Consider the following 19,715-nt stretch of genomic DNA (forward strand, 5'->3'; position numbering starts at 1 on the left):
TGTTCAGAGCTCGCGCAGGAACGGGTCCCGGATCAGGTCCGGGACCCGTTCGGCGGCGACCGCCGGTGCGTAGTACCAGCCCTGGGCGTTGGCGCAGCCGTACTCGCGCAGCCGCGCCGCCTGCTCCCGGGTCTCCACCGCCTCGGCGGTGACCTCAAGGTCCAGCGCCGAGGCCAGCGAGATCAGCGTGCGCAGGATGACGTCGTCGCGCTCGGCGGTCCCGGCGAGGAAGTGCCCGGCCAGCTTGAGCCGGTGCACCGGCAGGTGCCGCAGGTAGGCGAGGTTCGAGTAGCCGGTCCCGAAGTCGTCGATGGCGATCTTCACCCCGAGCCGGTCGAGCTCGCGCAGCGTCGCGAGCGGCCGGCCGGGCGACCCCATCAGATCGGACTCGGTCTGCTCGACCTGCAGCAGCTCGGGTGGCCAGTCGTGGCGCTCCAGGGTTGCCGCGACGTCGGCGACCAGGTCGGACTCGGTCACCTGCCGGGCGGCGACGTTCACGCTGATGGTCAGCGGCCTGCCCGGGTACGCGTCGGACCAGATCCGGCCCTGCCGGCAGGCCTCGTCGAGGACACGACGGCCCAGCGGCACGACCAGCCCGGTCTCCTCGGCGAGCGGGATGAACCGGTCCGGGCCCAGCAGCTGTCCGTCGGGCCGCTGCCAGCGCACCAGCGCCTCCACCCCGATCGTCTGCTCGTCGGCGAGGCGGACCAGCGGCTGGTAGACGACCACGAAGTCGTCGCGGCGCAGTGCCTCGGGCATCTGCGAGGACAGCTCGAGGCGGGCGACGTCGTCGCGGTGCCGGTCGCGGTCGTAGAGCACGTAGCGCCCGCGGCCGGCGCGCTTGGCCGAGTACAGGGTGGTGTCGGCGGCGGCGATCAGCTCGTCGGCGTCCAGCTCGCCGTCGTGGCGCACCACCCCGACGCTCGCCGAGATCACGATGTCGCGGCCGTCGACGCGGACCGGCCTGCGCACGGTCCCCAGAGCGCGGGTCGCGACCTCCTCCAGCTCGGCCCGGTCGGCGGTGCACGGCACCAGCACGACGAACTCGTCCCCGCCCATCCGCGCGACGAGGTGACCCGCGGGCTCCAGCGTGTCCCGCAGCCGGTCGGCCAGCACCTGCAGCAGCCGGTCCCCGGCCTGGTGGCCCAGGGTGTCGTTGACGACCTTGAACCCGTCGAGGTCCAGGTAGCAGACCCCGGGGCGGGCGCCGGAGGAGCCCGCGTCGATCGCGGCGCGCAGCCGCTCGAAGAACAGCGACCGGTTCGGCAGCCCGGTCAGCGGGTCGTGCGACGCCTGGTGGGCCAGGCTCTCCCGCATCCGGAGCTGGTCGGTCACGTCGGTCACCACCGCGACGAACAGCCGCTCGTCACCGCCGACCGGTCCGAGCAGGGTGACGACGGCGTCGATCCACACGTCGCTGTCGTCGGCCCGCCGGACCGAGCGGACCACCCGGAGCCGGTCCAGCGAGCCGTCGAGCAGCCGCGTCCGCTCCGCCCACACCTCCGGCGCGGACTCCGGGGGCACGAAGTCGGTGACCCGCATCGTCAGCAGCTGTGCGGGGGTGTAGCCGAGCATGACCGCGGCGGTCTCGTTGACCTCGACGAGCCTGCCGCCCGGGTCGAAGATCACGATCCCGACGGCCGCGGAGTCGACGACGGTCCGCAGCCGCAGGTCCGAGCGGCGGCGGGCCTCCTCGGCGACGCGGCGGGCCTCCAGCGCGGCGCGGGTGACCTGCTCGTGCTCGGCGAGGACCAGGCGGCGGGTGGCCTCGGTGAACCCGCGGGCGAACGACGCGAGCACCGCCGCGATCCGGCGGACCCGGGCGGCGGTGTCGGCGGCGGGTTCGAGGTGTGCCCCGAGCAGCTCCATCCCGACCTCCAGGCAGCCCGGCTGGTGGATCCGGGCCCGCACCAGGTCCCCGCCGGCGGTGGCCGGGAGGTCCGGGTCGTAGCGCTCGGCCAGTGCGGCGGCCCGCAGCTGCCCGGTCACCCGGTCGACGACCGGGCGCAGCTCGGTGACCGGCAGCACCGAGCGGCGGGCCAGCTCCTCGGTCCACGGGGCGGCGAGGTCGGCGGGGTCGGGGAGGGCTGCGCGGACGAGCGCCCGTCCGTGGTCGGCGCGTGCAGCGGCGACGTCGGCCTGCTGCATCCACCGCCCCCGTTCGCTCCGGTGGGAGGGACTTCCCTCATGATCGGGATGATCGGTGAACACCGTAACCGATCCGACCCGCCCGGTGGGGCCGACCGGGTTACGTCGGTGCCGGACAACCGGCCGGTCGGGTCAGACCGAGGACCCGTCGGTCACGTCCGTCACCCACACGACCGCCTCGCCAGCCTCGTCGGAGGCGGCGAGGTCCACCTCGGCGACGATCGCCCAGTCCCGGTCGCCGGCCGGGTCGTCGAGCACCTGGCGCACCAGCCAGCGGTCGGCCTCCTCGGTGAGGTCGAACAGTTCGGGCCCGCGTGCGTCGGGCCCGAAGCCGATCCGGTCGTGGATCGCGAAGTAGGGGGCCAGCGCGTCCCGCCAGCGGTCGGCGGTCCAGCCGGCGTCGGCGTCGAGGTCGCCCAGCTCGGCGTAACGGCCCATCGCCGCGAGCTCCACCCGGCGGAACAGCGCGTTGCGCACCATGACCCGGAACGCGCGGGTGTTGCCGGTGACCCCGGTCGGTGTGGCGACGGCGACCTCGGCCCCCGGCGGCAGCACCTCCCCGTCGGCCCCCGCACCGGCGGCGAGCTTCTCCCACTCGTCGAGCAGCGAGGAGTCGGTCTGGCGGACCAGCTCGCCCAGCCACTCCACGAGGTCGGTGAGCTCCTCGGTGCGGGCGTGCTCGGGCACGGTCTGGCGCAGCGCCCGGTAGGCGTCGGCCAGGTAGCGCAGCACCAGGCCCTCGGAACGGGCGAGCTGGTAGTGCGAGACGTACTCGGTGAACGTCATCGCCCGCTCGCTCATGTCCCGGACCACCGACTTCGGCGACAGGACGGCGTCGGCGACCCACGGCGCGCCGCGGCGGTAGGTCTCCAGCGCGGCGTGCAGCATCTCCTCCAGCGGCTTGGGGTGGGTCACCTCCTCCAGCCGGGCCATCCGCTCCTCGTACTCGATGCCGTCGGCCTTCATCGCCGCGATCGCCTCGCCGCGGGCCTTGTTCTGCTGGGCGGCGAGGATCTGGCGGGGGTCGTCGAGGGTCGACTCGATCACCGAGAGCACGTCGAGGGCGTAGGTCGGCGACTCCCGGTCGAGCAGCTCGAACACCGCCAGCGCGAACGGCGACAGCGGCTGGTTGAGCGCGAAGTCCAGCTGCAGCTCGTCGACCACCCGGGCGCGCGGCCGGGCCGCGCCCTCCACGGTGTACTGCTCGACGACGCCGGAGGTGCGCAGCGCCCGGTAGATCGCGATGGCCCGCAGCATGTGCTTGAGCTGCCGCTTGCGGGGCTCGTGGTTGTCGGTGAGCAGGTGCTCCATCGCCGCGTAGGTGTCCCCGCCGCGCGAGACGACGTTGAGCAGCATCGCGTGGGTGACCTCGAAGTGGCTGGTCAGCGGCTCGGGGCGGGCCTGCTGCAGCTTCTCGAACGAGGTCTGCGACCAGCCCACGAACCCCTCGGGGGGCTGCTGCTTGCGCTGAACTTTGCGGCGCTTCTTCGGGTCGTCGCCCGCCTTGGCCAGTGCCTTGGCGTTCTCGATGTCGTGCTCGGGGGCCTGTGCGACGACGGTGCCGACGGTGTCGTACCCGGCGCGCCCTGCCCGGCCGGCGATCTGGTGGAACTCGCGGGCCTTGAGCGGGCGCACCCGGCGCCCGTCGTACTTGGACAGCGCGGTGAACAGCACCGTGCGGATGGGCACGTTGATGCCGACGCCGAGGGTGTCGGTGCCGCAGATGACCTTGAGCAGCCCGGCCTGGGCCAGGGTCTCCACCAGTCGCCGGTAGCGGGGGAGCATCCCGGCGTGGTGCACGCCGATCCCGTGGCGCACCAGCCGGGACAGGGTGCGGCCGAAGCCGGAGGTGAACCGGAACGCCCCGATCGTCTCGGCGATCGCGGCCTTGTCCTCCTTGGAGGTGACGTTCACGCTCATCAGGGCCTGGGCCCGCTCGACGGCGGCCTGGTGGGTGAAGTGCACGACGTAGACCGGGGCCTCACGGGTCGAGAGCAGCTCGGTGATCGTCTCGTGCAGCGGCTCGACGACGTAGCGGAAGTGCAGCGGCACCGGCCGCTCCACCGAGGTGATCTCGGCGGTCTCCCGGCCGGTGCGCCGGGTCAGGTCCTCGGCGAAGAACGACGTCTCGCCCAGCGTGGCGCTCATCAGCAGGAACTGCGCCTGCGGCAGCTCGACGATCGGCACCTGCCAGGCCCAGCCGCGTGACGGGTCGGCGTAGAAGTGGAACTCGTCCATGATCACCGTGCCGACGTTGGTCCCGGGGCCCTCGCGGAGCGCGAGGTTGGCCAGGATCTCCGCGGTGCAGCAGATGATCGGCGCCTTCTCGTTCACCGCGGCGTCGCCGGTGAGCATGCCGACCTTGTCCGCGCCGAAGACCTCGCACAGCGCGAAGAACTTCTCGCTGACCAGCGCCTTGATCGGTGCGGTGTAGAAGCTGCGCTCCCCGCGGGCCAGCGCGGCGGCGTGCGCTCCGATCGCGACCAGCGACTTCCCCGAGCCCGTCGGCGTCGAGAGGATCACGTTGGCGCCGGTGACCAGCTCCAGCAGCGCCTCCTCCTGCGCCGGGTACAGCGACAGGCCGCGCTCGTCGAACGCCCACTCGGCGAAGGTGTCCACCAGCGCGGCGGGGTCCGGGGGGTTCGCGGGGTCGGAGGAGCGCGGCAGCCGGTCGGTGAGCGTCATGATGGGACCGATCGTCGCAGACACCCCCGACACCGGGCGCCGCAGCGCCGAGGTGGCGCCCGCACTCGCCCGTGCGGGGGATAGCGTGGATGCCGTGGTGGGGGGCGGTGCGACGCGCGGCGCCGGGCAGTCGGGCGCCGGCGCGGGACCTGGCGCGCCCATGCCCGACCTCGTCCCGCCGATGCTGCCGCCGCCCGGGGAGCTGACCGACGCGGTCGACCCGGACCGCTGGGCGGTCGAGTTCGCCTGGGAGGGCCACCGCTGCGTGGCCTACGCCCGGCCCGGCCGCGTCCGGCTGCTGTCGTCCACCGCGCGCAGCGTGACCGGGTCCTTCCCCGAGCTGGCCGTGCTCGGCGACCAGGCACCGCCAGGGGGCCTCGTGCTCGACGGCACCGTCGTCGCCCTCGACGAGGCGGGCCGTCCGTCGCGCGGGCCGCTGCTGCGCCGCACCGCGACGGTGTCCCCGGACACGGCCCTGCGGACCGAGGTGCCCATCGGCTACGTCGTCACCGACCTGCTGTTCTGCGACGGCCGCCGCACCCTGGAGCTGCCCTACCGGCGGCGCCGCGCGGAGCTGGAGGCACTCGGCCTGGCCGGGCCGAAGATCCTGGTCCCGCCCTCGTTCGGGCTCGACGAGGCCGACCTGGTGGTGCGGACCGCGGAGCGCTACGGCCTCGACGGACTGCACCTCAAGCGGCTCGACCTGCCCTACCAGCCCGGGCGGCGCACCCGGAACTGGCTGCGGGTGCCGCTGCGCCGGCACCGGCAGGTGCTCGTCGCCGGCTGGGTGCCGGCCGGGGGCCCCGGCGGGGGCCGGGAGCGGATCGGCGCGGTGCTGCTGGCGCTGCCCGAACCCGACGGGCTCCGCTACGTGGGCCGCGTCGGGATCGGCGCCGCCGACGTCGACGCCCGGACCGTCGTGGGCGTCCCCGCCACCGGGACCCCGCCGCTCGGGGTGCCCGAGGGCATCGGCGACGCCCGCTGGCTGGCCCCCGGCCTGGTCGCGGCGGTCGAGCACCGGGGCCGGACGGCCGCCGGGCGGCTCGCCCTGCCGTCCTGGCGCGGGCTGGTGCCGCCCGCCGAGCACGACGACGACCTGGGCGCCGCCATCGAGGCGGCCCGCCGGGCGGCGTCGGCGTCCCGGCCGACCGTCGCGCTGCGCCGGCCGGGGGCGTCCCCGGCCGGGACCGGCCCGGGTCCGGAGACGGTGGTGCTGCCACGGGCCGCCGGCGCGGGCACCCGGCCCGCGGCCGCCGACGACGACGCGCGCCCCGCCACCCGCACCCCGGGCCCGGCCCCCGGCCGAGCCGGGCCGGACCACGACCCGGCCGCGCGGACCACCCGGGATTCCGCCGCCGCGCCGGCAGCCGAGCCGGCCGCCCGCGACGCGCCCCCCGACGAGGCCCGTCCGCCGCGGCCGGGCGCCCACCGCGCCCCGGCCCCGACGAGACCGTCCGCATCCGGGTGCGCGACGCGGGTCCCGCCCGCTGCCCGGGGCCCCGGCGGCGCCGACGGCCGTCCCGACCGCAGCCCCGGACGGCCCCTGGCACGGCCACTGTCGCGCCGGCTGGAGCAGCACTTCGTCTACAACACCCTCAACACCATCGCGTCGCTGGTGCGCACCGACCCGCCGCGGGCCCGGGAGCTGCTGCTCGGCTTCGCCGACCTGTCACGGGCCGCGGACCGGGCCGGGGAGGCGTCGATCCGGCTCGACGAGGAGCTCGCCGCCGTCCGGGCCTACCTGCAGATCGAACGGACCCGGTTCGGGGCACGCCTGACCACCGAGCTCGACGACCCGTCCGGGGCCGGGGTCGACCCGTCGTCCGCGGTGCCGCCGCTGTCGCTGCTCGCCGCGGTCCGCCGCGGGGTGCAGGAGGAGATCGAGCCGCACAGCGCGGGCGGCGCGGTCCACGTGCGGCTGGACCCGGACGCCTCCGACGGCCCGGGTGGAGGTCCATCCGGCGGCTCCGACGGACACCTCCGCCGGCGCCCCGTTCGGTCCTGTTGGTCCTGCCGCTGGGCGTGCCCGTGGTGTGACACCCGTCGGCGGGGGAGTGGCGTGCACCGCCCGGGGCGACGGAGCTTCATCGATCCGGATAGCGTGCGCGCCATGCTGGGGCTGCCCGAGGGCACACGCGCGTGCCTGTTCGACCTGGACGGCGTACTCACCGACACCGCGAGCGTCCACGCTGCGGCGTGGAAACAGATGTTCGACGAGTACCTCCGTGCCCGTGACGGTGACGGGTACACCCCGTTCGACGTCACCACCGACTACGGTCCGTACGTGGACGGGAAGCCCCGTCTCGAGGGGACCCGCAGCTTCCTCGCCTCGCGCGGGATCGAGCTGCCCGAGGGGACGCCGGACGACCCCCCGGACGCCGAGACCCTGTGGGGCCTGTCGACCCGCAAGAACGACCTCGTGCAGGAGCGCATCCGCACCGACGGCGTCGACGTCTACCCGGGGTCGCGTCGCTACCTGGAGGCGGTGAAGGACGCCGCCTCACCACCGCGGTGGTGTCCTCCAGTGCCAACGCCGAGCAGATCCTGCGGGTCACCGGGCTGGAGACCTTCATCGACCACCGCGTCGACGGGGTCACCGCCCGCGAGCGCGGCCTGCCCGGCAAGCCCGCCCCCGACACCTTCCTCGCCGCCGCGGCCGACCTCGGGGTCGACCGGTCCGCCGCGGTCGTGTTCGAGGACGCGCTGGCCGGCGTGCAGGCCGGCCGCGCGGGGGACTTCGGCGCCGTCGTCGGCGTCGACCGTCTCGACCAGGCGGCCGCGCTGCGTGAGCACGGCGCGGACGTCGTCGTCACCGATCTCGCCGACCTGCTGGAGCGTTCGTGAAGCCCGACCACCTGCCCACCTTCACCGTCGAGCCGTGGGTGGTCCGCGAACCGCGCCTCGACCTGGACGCGATGGGCCAGACCGAGTCGGTCTTCGCACTGTCCAACGGCCACATCGGGCTGCGCGGCAACCTCGACGAGGGTGAGCCGCACGTCCTGCCCGGCACCTACCTGAACTCCTTCTACGAGGTGCGCCCGCTGCCGTACGCCGAGGGTGGCTACGGCTACCCCGAGTCCGGGCAGACGATCATCAACACGACCAACGGCAAGCTGATCCGGCTGCTGGTCGACGACGAGCCGTTCGACCTGCGCTACGGCACCCTGCACCGGCACGAGCGGGTGCTGGACATGCAGGCCGGGACGCTGAACCGCGAGGTCGAGTGGGAGTCCCCGGCCGGGCGCCGGGTCCGGGTCCGCTCCACCCGCATGGTGTCGCTGACCCAGCGTGCGGTCGCCGCGATCTCCTACGAGGTCGAGCTGGTGAGCAACGGCAACGAGGCAGCGGCGCCGCCGGTGACGCGGCGCTGCTGGTGCTGCAGTCCGAGCTCGTCGCGAACGAGCAGCTGCCCGGCCGCGACGCCGACGACCCGCGCCTGGACACCGCGCTGGACAACGTGCTGGAGCCCGAGCAGTCCCGCGCCGGCGACGCCGGGGCCACCCTGGTGCACCGCACCCGCAAGTCGGGGCTGCGCTGCGGCGCGGCGATGGAGCACGAGGTCTTCGGCCCGGACGGGATCCAGGTGTCCACCGACGCCAACGAGGACCTCGCCCGCACCACCGTCATCGCCAGGGTGCAGCCCGGCCAGTCGCTGCGCGTGGTCAAGTACCTCGCCTACGGCTGGTCCTCGCGGCGCAGCCTGCCGGCGGTCTACGACCAGGTGCGCGCCGCCATCGCCGCCGCCCGCTACACCGGCTGGGACGGCCTGGTCGCCGAGCAGCGCGACTACCTCGACGACTTCTGGGCCACCGCCGACGTCGAGATCGACGGCGACGCCGAACTGCAGCAGGCCGTGCGGCTCGCGACCTTCCACATCCTGCAGGCGGGCGCCCGCGCCGAGCGCCGCTGCATCCCGGCCAAGGGGCTGACCGCCGACGGCTACGACGGCCACACCTTCTGGGACACCGAGACGTTCTGCCTGCAGGTGCTGTCCTTCGTCGCCCCGGAGGCGGCGGCGGACGCGCTGCGCTGGCGCAAGTCGATCCTGCCGCTGGCCTTCGAGCGCGCCGAGACCCTCGGCCTCAAGGGCGCGGCGTTCCCGTGGCGCACCATCCGCGGCCACGAGTGCTCCGGCTACTGGCCCGCGGGCACCGCGGCGTTCCACATCAACGCCGACATCGCCGACGCGGTCAAGCGGCACGTGCACGCCACCGGCGACACCGCGTTCGAGCTGGAGGTCGGGCTGGAGCTGTTGGTCGCGACGGCGCGGCTGTGGCGCTCGCTGGGCAGCCACGACTCGGCGGGCAACTTCCGCATCGACGGTGTCACCGGCCCCGACGAGTACTCCTCGATCGCGGACAACAACGTCTACACCAACCTGATGGCCCAGCAGAACCTGCGCTACGCCGCGGAGGTCGCCGCGAAGCACCCGCGGTCGGCGTCGCGGCTCGGGGTGGACTCGGAGGAGATCGCGTCCTGGCGCGACGCCGCGAGCGCCATGTTCATCCCGTTCGACTCCCGGCTCGGCGTGCACCCGCAGTCCGAGGGCTTCACCGACCACCAGCGGTGGAACTTCGAGGAGACCCCGGCCGACCGGTACCCGCTGCTGCTGAACTACCCCTACTTCGACCTCTACCGCAAGCAGGTCATCAAGCAGGCCGACCTCGTGCTGGCGATGCAGATCTTCCCGGAGGCGTTCACCGAGGAGCAGAAGCGCCGCAACTTCGCCTACTACGAGGCGATCACGGTGCGGGACTCGTCGCTGTCGGCGTGCACCCAGTCGGTGATGGCCGCCCGCACCGGGCACCTGGAGCTGGCCCACCAGTACCTCGCCGAGGCCGCGCTGGTCGATCTGCAGGACCTCGCGGGCAACACCGACCACGGCATGCACATCGCGTCGATGGCCGGGACCTGGACCGCGGTCGTGCTGGGCTTCGGCGGGATGCGCTGCGAGGCCGACGGGCTGTCGTTCGCGCCGGTGCTCCCGACGTCGCTGTCGCGGATCTCGTTCGGCCTGAAGTGGCAGGGGCGCCGGATCCGGGTCTCGATCACCCCCGAGGAGACCGAGTACCGCCTCACCGACGGCGCCCCGATGCGGCTGCGCCACCACGGCGACCCGATCGCGCGCTCGACGGCGAGGCCCCGGCCACCGCGCCGACCCCCACCCCGGAGTGGGTGGAGCCGGTGGAGCAGCCCTACGGGCGGGCCCCGCGGGTCCGCGGCTGACCGCGCCCGGCGCTCCGCCGTCCGGCCGCTCCGCCGGACGGTGGGGCAGCCGGACGGTGGCCGGACGACCCCGGCCCGTCACGTACCGGTCGGTCGTGCACCGCTGGTAGCCTGGTCAGTCGCTCCGTCGGCGACAGGCTCGCCCTGCCACCGCGCGGACGTGTCGTGTACGTCCCCCCGGTGGAGGATCCCCGCGCCGTGCCCGAACCCACTTCCGCTGCCGGTTCCCCGGCTGCCGCGGCCGACCCGCCGCGCCGGTCGACCCGGAGCTGGCACACGAACAGTCCTACGTGGCCATGCTCTACGAGCAGCTCGAGGACCGCCGCCGCGACACCGCGCGCCGGCTGGCCGACACGCTCCGCGAGGAGACCGTCGGCACCCCGCAGGCCATCACCCAGCGCGACGCCGCCGCGGAGATGCTCACCGACCGGCTCGCCGGGCTGCGCGCCGCCGAGCACGGGCTGGCCTTCGGTCGGCTCGACGCCGACGACGGCGAGATCCGCTACGTCGGCCGCATCGGCCTGCTCGACGAGGACAACGAGTACGAGCCGCTGCTGATGGACTGGCGGGCGCCCGCCGCCCGGCCGTTCTACACCGCCACCGCCGCGAACCCCGAGGGGATGCGGCGGCGCAGGCACCTGCGGACCCGGCTCCGGCAGGTCGTGGCGATCGACGACGAGCCGCTCAACCTGGCCGAGATGTCCGAGGAGGAGCGGGCCCGCTCCGGGTCGGGGCTCACCAGCGAGGCCGCGCTGCTGGCCGCGGTGTCGCAGGCCCGTACCGGGCGGATGGGCGACATCGTCGCGACCATCCAGGGCGAGCAGGACCGGATCATCCGGTCGAAGCCGTCCGGCGTGCTGGTCGTGCAGGGAGGGCCCGGCACCGGCAAGACGGCGGTCGCGCTGCACCGCGCGGCGTACCTGCTCTACACCCACCGCGACCGGCTCGCCCGGCGCGGCGTGCTCGTCGTCGGGCCGAACCCGACGTTCCTGCGCTACATCGGGCAGGTCCTGCCCTCGCTGGGGGAGACCAGCGTCGTGCTCGGCACCGTCGCGCAGCTGTTCCCCGGCCTGGACGCGCGCCGCACCGAGTCCCCGGCGACGGCGGAGCTGAAGGGCCGCGCCGAGATGGCACCGGTGATCGCCGCCGCCGTGCGCGACCGGCAGCAGCTGCCGCGCAGCCCGGTCGAGCTCGTCGTGGAACAGCAGCGGGTGGTGTTCGACCGCGACACCGTCGCCCAGGCCCGTACCCGGGCCCGGCGTTCCCGCAAGCCGCACAACGAGGCCCGCCGCATCTTCCGCAAGGAGCTGCTCCGGCTGCTCGCCCAGCAGGTCGCCCGCCGTGTCGGCGGCGGCGAGTCCGGTCTGCTGGACCGGCGCGACGTCGACGACATCCGCGACGAGCTCGCCGAGTCCGCCGAGGTGGCGGCGCAGCTGGAGGAGCTCTGGCCGACGCTGTCGCCCGAGCAGCTGCTGACCGACCTGTTCGCCGACCGCCGCCGGCTCAACTCGGTGGCCCGCCGGATCCCGGCGCCCGAGCGGGCGCTGCTGGAGCGCCCTGCGCCCGGCCCCGACGTGCCCCGGACCTGCGCTGGACCCCGGCCGACGTCGCCCTGCTCGACGAGGCGGCCGAGCTGCTCGGCGTCGACGGCGCCGCCCAGGCGGCGGCCGAGGCCGCCGCGCTGCGCGAGGAGGTCGAGTACGCCCAGGGCGTGCTCGACGTGCTCGACCTGGAGGAGGACCTCGACCCCGAGCTGCTGCGCGCCACCGACATCATCGACGCCGACCGGCTCGCCGAGCGCATGCAGGTCTCCCGCTACGACTCCACCGCCGAGCGGGCTGCCGCGGACCGTGAGTGGACCTACGGCCACATCATCGTCGACGAGGCGCAGGAGCTCTCGGCGATGGCCTGGCGGATGGTCATGCGCCGCGCCCCCGCCCGGTCGATGACCCTGGTCGGGGACATCGCCCAGGCCGGGGACCGCGGCGGTGCGGGCTCCTGGGACGAGGTGCTGTCACCGTTCGTGGCGCGGCGGTGGCGGCTGGAGCAGCTGACGGTGAACTACCGGACGCCCTCGGAGATCGCCGACGTCGCCGACGACGTGCTCGCCGAGATCGACGCCTCGCTGCAGCCGCCGTCGTCGGTGCGCTCGACCGGGGTCCCGCCGTGGGCGGTGGCGCTGCCCGCCGGGGCCGACGGGGACCGGATCCTGGTCGAGAGGGTGCGCGCCGAGCGCGACGCGGTCGGGGACGGGCGCATCGCCGTTCTCACGCCGCAGGGCCGCCTGGACCGGGTCCGCGCCGTCCTCGACGCCGCCGGGCTCACCACCCCCGAGCCCGCCGAGGGGGAGTCCGAGCTGGACGCGCCGGTCGTGGTGCTCCCGGTCGCGGCGTCGAAGGGGCTGGAGTTCGACGCCGTCGTCGTGGTGGAGCCGCAGGAGATGCTCGACGAGTCCCCGCGCGGGCTCAACGACCTCTACGTCGCGATCACCCGAGCCACCCAGCGGCTCGGGGTGCTGCACAGCGGGGAGCTGCCGCCGGTGCTCAAGCGGATCGGCCGGCCCTAGCGCACCCAGCGGTCGAACCAGGACAGCAGCGCCGCGCGCTGCAGCTCGGTGCCCGGGGTGACGGTGCCGAGCGCGTCACCGGCGCCGTGCTCGAGGCCGGGCAGCTGCAGGTAGCGGGTCGGGACGCCGAGATCGGCGATCGCGGCGGTGAAGCGCGCCACCGGAGCCGCCGGGACGAGGTGGTCCGCCGAACCCTGCACGACCAGCGTCGGCGGCGAGTCGGGCCGGGCATGGGTGATCGAGTCGGTGAACGCGTAGCGCTGCGGGAACTGCTCCGGCGACCCGCCGATGTAGGCCGCCCCGACCTGGCGCCCGATCGCGGAGAACGGCTCGGTGGCGGTCAGGTCGACCGCCGGGTACATCCCGGCCACCGCCCGCACCCGGGGCAGCGTGGCGCGGTCACCGCAGGTCGGGGCCAGGGTCCCGGCGCGGTCGAGGTAGGCGGCGTTGACCGCGAGGTTGCCGCCCGCCGACTCGCCGAAGATCCCGACCCGCGAGGTGTCCAGCCCGAGCGCCGGGCCGGCGGTGCCGACCCAGGTGAGCGCGCAGCCGACGTCGCCGACCTGGGTGTCCCAGTTGTGCACCTGCTCGGTCGCGAGCCGGTAGTCGACGTCGACGACGGCGTACCCGTTGTCGGCGAGGAACCGGTTGTACGGCGACGGGCCGCGCGAACCCTGCACGAAGCCGCCGCCGTGCACCCGCACCAGCACCGGCGCGGGACCGCCGCCCGGCCGGGGCAGGTAGAGGTCCGCGAGCAGCGGGGTCCCGCCCGGAGCACCGAACTCGACGGTGCGGTCCGGCCCGGGCGCGGCGACCGGGACGGGCGAGACCGGCAGGAACGGGTGCAGCCCGCCGCCGTCGCGGGCGACGGTCACCACGAGCGCCGTGTAGGTGCCCGCGGCCACCAGCGTGGCGGCCACGGAGAGGCCGATCAACACCGAGCCGGCCCGGCGACGCCGCGACAGCGCCCGCACCCCGGCGGCGGCCGCCACGCCGACCAGGGCGAGGACGACGTTCCACACGCCGAGGCCGTCGCGCAGCGACCCGAGCACGAGCACCAGCCCCTGCGACGTCACGTCCTGCAGCAGCGGCCCCCACCAGCCGACCGGGGCCAGCGCGAGCGCCTGGGCGAGGACGGTCCAGACCAGCACGAGGACGGCCAGCAGGCCGAGCAGCACGGCGAACAGCACTGCCCCCGCGCGTCGAGGACCCGACCGTGTGGCCGGCCCTGCCGTCGTCCGCCCCGTGTCCGTGTCCTGTCCCACTGCGGGCCCCCCGTCGTCCGTCGCACCGCCGGATGTCGTTGTGCAACAGAGTAGGCGCTCCGCTCGGCGGGCTGCTCAGGCGCGGGCGCGGTAGAGGTCCCGCAGCAGCGCGATCTCGGCCCCGTGGTGCAGGACCTCGCGGTGGATGTGCAGCACCAGCGTCGCGAGCGGCGCGTCGGCGTAGGGCCCCTCGGCCGGTCCGCACGGCCGGGCCAGGCCGTCGGAGCCGAGCGCGGCGACCCCGGCGGTCCACCGGGCGTACTCGGTGTCCAGGGCGTCCAGGGCCGCGGCCGCGGTGCCGGGATAGTCGTAGGAGTCGAAGTCGACCGCCGGGCCGCCGAAGTGGGAGTGCGACCGCAACGCGAACACCCCCACGACCACGTGCGCGATCCGCCAGGCGATCGTCGTGACCGGGGGCGGCTCCGGCGCCGGGAAGGCGAAGTCGATCACCCAGTCGCCCGGTCCGGCCCCCGGCGGGGTCACCGACTCCCCGCGGCGGCGCACGCCCCAGCAGCCGGGTACCGGCTCCCAGTGGTACTCGTCGTCGGTGAGCCCGGCCAGCCGCGGGCGCAGTGCGGTCTCCCAGCGGAACGTCAGCTGAGCGAGCAGCTCGGAGTTCCAGTCGACACCCGTCGTCGTCCCCATCTCCGTCATGACCCCACAGCCTGGCCCCGATCGCGGACACCCGCTGCCCGCGTCCACACCCCCTGTCCGGTAGGCACACCCGTCGTGGCGGGTGTGGACACCGGACAGGGGGTGTGGATCCGGCTCAGCCGGCGAGGCGGACCGGGCGGAAGGCGCGGCTGCGGGCCCGGGTGGCGGCGGCGACCAGGGCGCGGGCCAGACGCAGGTCCTCGGCGTCGCGCTCGGGATGGGACTGGACACCGACCACCCAGGGCGCGTCCGTGCCGCCGGGGCCGGCCGGGTCGCTCCACTCCAGCGCCTCGACGACGTCCCCGGCGCGGGCGGACACCCGCAGCCCGAGGGCGACCCGGTCCACCCCCTGGTGGTGGTGACAGCGCACGGTCACCGGCCCCGGACCCAGGATCTCCGCGGCCCGGGTCCCCGGTTCGGTCAGCACCGGCACCGGCGCGTACACCCCCGGACCGGCCGAGTGCGCCCCGGCGACCTGTGCACCGACCACGTCGGGCAGGTGCTGGTGCAGCGTCCCGCCGAGCGCCACGTTGAGCAGCTGCAGCCCGCGGCACACCCCCAGCACCGGGATCCCGCGGCCGAGCGCCCGGTGCAGCGCCGCCACGTCGGCGGCGTCGCGCCCGGTGCGCGGCGTGTCGGTGTGCGCGCCGGCCACCTGCCCGTAGCGGGCCGGGTCGACGTCCTGGCCGCCGGTGAGGAGCAGCCCGTCGAGGGCGTCCACGGCCTCCTCGGCGCCGTTCACCGGCGCGAGCAGCACCGGGACCCCGCCCGCGGCCAGCACCATGTCGACGTAGGTGCGGGGGACCAGCACGACGTCGTCGTCCCGCATGATCCAGTAGTCGGCCCGCTCGCTGTAGCAGCTGATGCCGATCAGCGGGCGCGTCACGAGCCGGCCCCGTGCAGCACGTCGATCACCTGGTCGCCGTAGCGGGCGAGCTTGCCCTCGCCGATCCCGGAGATCGTGCCGAGCGAGGCCCGGTCGGCGGGGGACCGTGTCGCGATCTCGCGCAGCGTCGCGTCGTGGAAGATCACGTAGGCGGGGACGCCCTGCTCCTTCGCCGTCGCCGCCCGCCAGGCCCGCAGTCGCTCGAACACCGGCGCGACCTCGGCCGGCATCTCCACGGCCGGCTTCGACCCGCCGCCCCGCGACCGCGACGGCCGCGCGGTGCGCTCCGGCTCGGTGCGCAGCATGACCTTCTGCTCACCGCGCATCGCGGCCGGGGACTCGTCGGTGAACCGCAGGGTGGAGTAGTTCCCGCCGACGGTCAGCAGCCCCCGCGCGACCAGCTGGCGCAGCACGTTGCGCCAGGCGACGTCGCTCAGCTCGGTCCCGATCCCGAACACCGACAGCTCGTCGTGGCGGTGCTGGTCGACCTTCGGGGTGTGCTTGCCCAGCAGGATGTCGACGACCTGCCCGGCACCGAACTCCTGGTTGCGCTCCTTCTTCAGCCGCCACACCGTCGAGAGCACCTTCTGCGCCGCGACCGTGCCGTCCCACGAGGACACCGGTGTCAGGCAGGTGTCGCAGTTCCCGCACCGCTCCGACTCCGGCTTCTGCCCGAAGTAGCGCAGCAGCTGGGCCCGGCGGCACTCGGTGGTCTCGCACAGCGCGAGCATCGCGTCGAGGTGCTGGGCGAGGCGCCGCTTGTGCGCGGCGTCGCCCTCGCCGTCGTCGATCATCTTCCGCTGCTGGACGACGTCGGCGAGCCCGTAGGCCAGCCACGCCGTGGACGGCTCGCCGTCGCGCCCGGCGCGGCCGGTCTCCTGGTAGTAGCCCTCCACGGACTTGGGCAGGTCCAGGTGCGCGACGAACCGCACGTCGGGCTTGTCGATGCCCATCCCGAACGCGATCGTCGCGCACATGACCAGGCCGTCCTCGCGCAGGAACCGGGACTGGTTCTCCCGGCGCACCGACGCGTCGAGCCCCGCGTGGTAGGGCAGCGCCCGGATGCCCTGCGCGGTGAGGAACTCCGCGGTCTCCTCGACCTTGCGCCGCGAGAGGCAGTAGACGATGCCCGCGTCCCCGGCGTGCTCGGCGCGCAGCAGCTCCAGCAGCTGGCGACGCGGCTCGTTCTTCGCGACGATCCGGTACTGGATGTTGGGCCGGTCGAAGCTCGCCACGAAGTGGCGCGCATCGGTCAGCTCCAGGCGCTGGGCGATCTCGGTGCGGGTCGCGTCGGTCGCGGTCGCGGTCAGCGCGATCCGTGGCACGTCCGGCCAGCGCTTCGGCAGCTCGGAGAGCAGCAGGTAGTCCGGCCGGAAGTCGTGCCCCCACTGCGCGACGCAGTGTGCCTCGTCGATCGCGAACAGCGCGATGCGGCCGCGCTCCAGCAGCCGGACGGTGGACTCGACCCGCAGCCGCTCGGGGGCGAGGTAGAGCAGGTCCAGCTCCCCGGCGAGGAACTCCTGCTCGGTGAGGCGGCGCTCGTCGGCGTCCTGGGTGGAGTTCAGGAACCCGGCCCGCACCCCCAGCGCGCGCAGCGCGTCGACCTGGTCCTGCATCAGCGCGATGGGGGGGAGACGACCACACCGGTCCCGGGCCGGGCCAGCGCCGGGACCTGGTAGCACAGCGACTTGCCGCCACCGGTCGGCATGAGCACCAGCGCGTCGCCGCCGCCGACGACCTGCTCCACGATCGCCTGCTGCTCGCCGCGGAACGCGTCGTAGCCGAAGACCCGGCGCAGGATCTCGTGCGGGTCGCTGCTGTGCACCCGCTCGGGGACGGGCAGCTCACGGGCCGGTGCGGGTGCGGCGGCCCAGGCGTCCTCCGGTGGGGGCTCGTACCCGTAGTCCTCCTCGGGCTCGGGCGGGAGCGGGATCTCGTCCGGGGCGGAGGCGTCGAACACGTCGTCGATCGTACGAGCCCCGCCCGCCGCGCCCCGCCCGGCACTCACGTCGCGGCACCGGGCACCGCGTCCGACGCGTGGTCCCGGTCACCGCCCGTGTGTCGTGGGCGCCGCGGTGCTGCGCCGGGCGCTCCCGGGGTGTAGCAAGACCTGCAGGACCAACGGCGCCCCGCAGACACGGACGCCGGGCGATCACGTGAGAAGGACGGACCCGTGGATCTGAAGATCGGGTACAAGGCGTCGGCCGAGCAGTTCGGCCCCCGCGACCTCGTCGAGTACGCGGTGCTCGCCGAGGAGCTGGGGCTCGACAGCGTCTGGGCGTCGGACCACTTCCTGCCCTGGCGGCACGAGGGCGGCCACGCCCCGGCCGCGCTGCCCTGGATGGCGGCGGTGGGGAGCGCACGAAGCGGGTGCAGATCGGCACCTCGGTGCTGACCCCCACGTTCCGCTACAACCCCGCGGTGCTCGCCCAGGAGTTCGCGACGATGGCGCTGCTCACCGGCAACCGGGTCGCGCTCGGCGTCGGCACCGGTGAGGCGCTCAACGAGATCGCCGTCTCCGGGCGGGAGTGGCCGGAGTTCAAGGAGCGCTTCGCCCGGCTGCGCGAGGCCGTGAAGATGATGCGCGCGCTGTGGACCGAGGAGTCGGTCAGCACCGAGGGCGAGTACTACACCTTCGTCGACGCGATGATCTACGACCGGCCCGAGCAGCCGGTGCCGATCTACGTCGCCGCGGGCGGTCCGATGGTGGCGCGGTTTCGCCGGCCGCTTCGGCGACGGGTTCATCTGCACCTCGGGCAAGGGCATGGAGCTCTACACCGACAAGCTGATCCCGGCCGTCGAGGAGGGCGCGGAGAAGGCCGACCGGGACGCCTCGGGCATCGACCGCATGATCGAGATCAAGATCAGCTACGACCGCGACCCCCGACGCCGCCCGGGAGAACACCGGTTCTGGGCGCCGCTGTCGCTCACCCCGGAGCAGAAGAACTCCGTCGACTCCTCCCGGGAGATGGAGCGGCTCGCCGACGAGCTGCCGATCGAGCAGGTCGTGAAGCGCTGGATCGTCGCCTCCGACCCGGACGAGGCCGTCGCGCAGATCAAGCCCTACCTCGACGCGGGCCTGAACCACCTCGTCGTCCACGGCCCCGGGCACGACCAGCGCCGGTTCCTGGAACAGTTCACGACCGACGTGGCACCGAAGCTGCGGGCGCTCACGTGAGCGCCGCGACGAGAGCGCACCGGCGCTGACCCGCGAGGGGCGCGTGCTGCGCTGCCGCATCTCCACCGGCCGCCACGGCACCCTCGACGGCCCCGCGGTGGCCGAGGTCGCCGAGGCGCTGCTGGCGCTCGACCCGGCCGAGACCGGTGCGGTCCTGGTGCACGGCGACGGCGAGAACTTCTGCACCGGGGGTGACGTGCGTGCCTTCGCCGGCGCCGAGGACCGCTACGCCTACGTGCACTCCTCGCGCCGACACTTCCACTCGATGCTGCGCCCGCTGGCGGCGAGCCCGGTGCCGACGGTCGCCGCGGTCGCCGGCTGGGCGGCCGGCGCGGGCATGAGCATCGCGCTGGCGTGCGACCTCGCCGTCGGCGGGACCTCGACCCGGATGCGCCCGGCCTACCCGGGCATCGGGTTCTCCCCGGACGGCGGGATGACCTGGACGCTGCCGCGGCTGATCGGCGCCGCGCGGGCGCGACGGGTCCTGCTCACCGACGAGGTCCTGGACGCGGAGACGCTGGCCGAGCTGGGACTGCTCGCCTCGGTCGTCGACGACGACCGGGTCGCCGACGAGGCCGCCGCGGTCGCGCACCGGCTCGCCCAGGGCCGACGGCCGCGCTGGGCCGCATTCGCGGGCTCCTGGCCGACGGCTGGGACCGGGGCCTCGCCGAACAGCTGGCGGCGGAGGCGGACTCCATCGCGACCTGCGCCGCGGGCCCGGAGGGTGCCGAGGGGCTCGCCGCGTTCGGCGAGAAGCGTCGCCCGCAGTTCCACTGAGCGCATCTCGTCCAGGACGGACCCGGACACGACGGAGGGGGCGCGACCGACCGGTCGCGCCCCCTCCGTGTACGTCCTTGCGTGTGCCCTGGCGTGTCGCGGTGCGGTCGCTCAGCGCGCGCTGGCCGGGCTCCCCGCGACGACCCGGCGCGACCGCTGCGGGCCGCGGGAGATGCCGGGCATGCCCACGGTGAGGCGCTGCGTCGGACGGTGCAGACCCGGGCCGAGCGGCCAGCCCGCGTCCAGCGGGGCGAGCAGGCGGTCCAGCTCGGAGTCCGGGGTGGCGCCGACGCTGTTGCGCAGCAGCCGCTGGAACTCCTCGTACTCGGC

7 protein-coding genes and 5 pseudogenes are annotated in these 19,715 nt (G+C 74.7%); 6 read left to right on the forward strand and 6 right to left on the reverse strand.

Features of this window, described 5'->3' with window-relative positions; translation table 11 throughout:
- Positions 1-3 precede the first annotated feature (3 nt).
- Positions 4-2,148 carry a bifunctional diguanylate cyclase/phosphodiesterase gene (locus tag KPL57_RS18430; protein ID WP_226352539.1) on the reverse strand — a complete coding sequence of 715 codons (2,145 nt, stop codon included), beginning with the start codon at positions 2,146-2,148 and terminating at the stop codon, positions 4-6.
- Between the two features lie 132 nt (positions 2,149-2,280).
- Complete coding sequence (locus tag KPL57_RS18435) at positions 2,281-4,833, reverse strand: RNA helicase (RefSeq protein ID WP_226352540.1); 2,553 nt, start codon at positions 4,831-4,833, stop codon at positions 2,281-2,283.
- Positions 4,834-5,014: 181 nt separating this feature from the next.
- On the opposite strand from KPL57_RS18435, the pseudogene KPL57_RS18440 reads away from it, so the two are divergent.
- The 4 genes and pseudogenes from KPL57_RS18440 to KPL57_RS72310 all read left to right on the forward strand — a co-directional run.
- Positions 5,015-6,598, forward strand: a pseudogene (locus KPL57_RS18440) (histidine kinase); the annotation flags it as partial.
- A gap of 345 nt (positions 6,599-6,943) precedes the next feature.
- Positions 6,944-7,677, forward strand: a pseudogene (locus KPL57_RS18445) (beta-phosphoglucomutase family hydrolase).
- Positions 7,678-7,748: 71 nt separating this feature from the next.
- A pseudogene (locus KPL57_RS72305) lies at positions 7,749-8,102 on the forward strand (family 65 glycosyl hydrolase); the annotation flags it as partial.
- A gap of 104 nt (positions 8,103-8,206) precedes the next feature.
- Positions 8,207-12,625, forward strand: a complete 4,419-nt coding sequence (locus KPL57_RS72310) for a glycosyl hydrolase family 65 protein (protein ID WP_374203748.1) — start codon at positions 8,207-8,209, stop codon at positions 12,623-12,625.
- Here KPL57_RS72310 and KPL57_RS18460 read toward each other — a convergent pair.
- The 4 genes and pseudogenes from KPL57_RS18460 to recQ all read right to left on the reverse strand — a co-directional run bounded on the left by KPL57_RS18460 (position 12,622) and on the right by recQ (position 17,273).
- Positions 12,622-13,815 carry an alpha/beta hydrolase gene (locus KPL57_RS18460; protein ID WP_226352541.1) on the reverse strand — a complete coding sequence of 398 codons (1,194 nt, stop codon included), beginning with the start codon at positions 13,813-13,815 and terminating at the stop codon, positions 12,622-12,624. The two genes, KPL57_RS72310 and KPL57_RS18460, sit on opposite strands and share 4 nt — an antisense overlap.
- 150 nt (positions 13,816-13,965) lie before the next feature.
- Positions 13,966-14,544: a DinB family protein gene (locus tag KPL57_RS18465; protein WP_226352542.1), complete on the reverse strand. Its 579-nt coding sequence runs from the start codon at positions 14,542-14,544 to the stop codon at positions 13,966-13,968.
- A gap of 115 nt (positions 14,545-14,659) precedes the next feature.
- The gene (locus KPL57_RS18470) at positions 14,660-15,430 is read right to left on the reverse strand and encodes a gamma-glutamyl-gamma-aminobutyrate hydrolase family protein (RefSeq protein ID WP_226352543.1); all 771 of its coding nucleotides are present in this window, start codon (positions 15,428-15,430) and stop codon (positions 14,660-14,662) included.
- A pseudogene (gene recQ / locus KPL57_RS18475) lies at positions 15,427-17,273 on the reverse strand (DNA helicase RecQ). The gene KPL57_RS18470 and the pseudogene recQ overlap by 4 nt, the downstream one beginning before the upstream one ends.
- Positions 17,274-17,603: 330 nt before the next feature.
- Between recQ and fgd the strand changes: the two are divergent.
- Together fgd and KPL57_RS18485 are read left to right on the forward strand one after the other, a co-directional pair.
- Positions 17,604-18,608 (forward strand): annotated as a pseudogene (fgd, locus tag KPL57_RS18480) (glucose-6-phosphate dehydrogenase (coenzyme-F420)).
- A gap of 43 nt (positions 18,609-18,651) precedes the next feature.
- A partial coding sequence (locus KPL57_RS18485) for an enoyl-CoA hydratase/isomerase family protein (protein ID WP_226352544.1) occupies positions 18,652-19,715 on the forward strand: 1,064 nt, incomplete at its 3' end.

It is taken from the genome of Pseudonocardia sp. ICBG601, assembly GCF_020496245.1.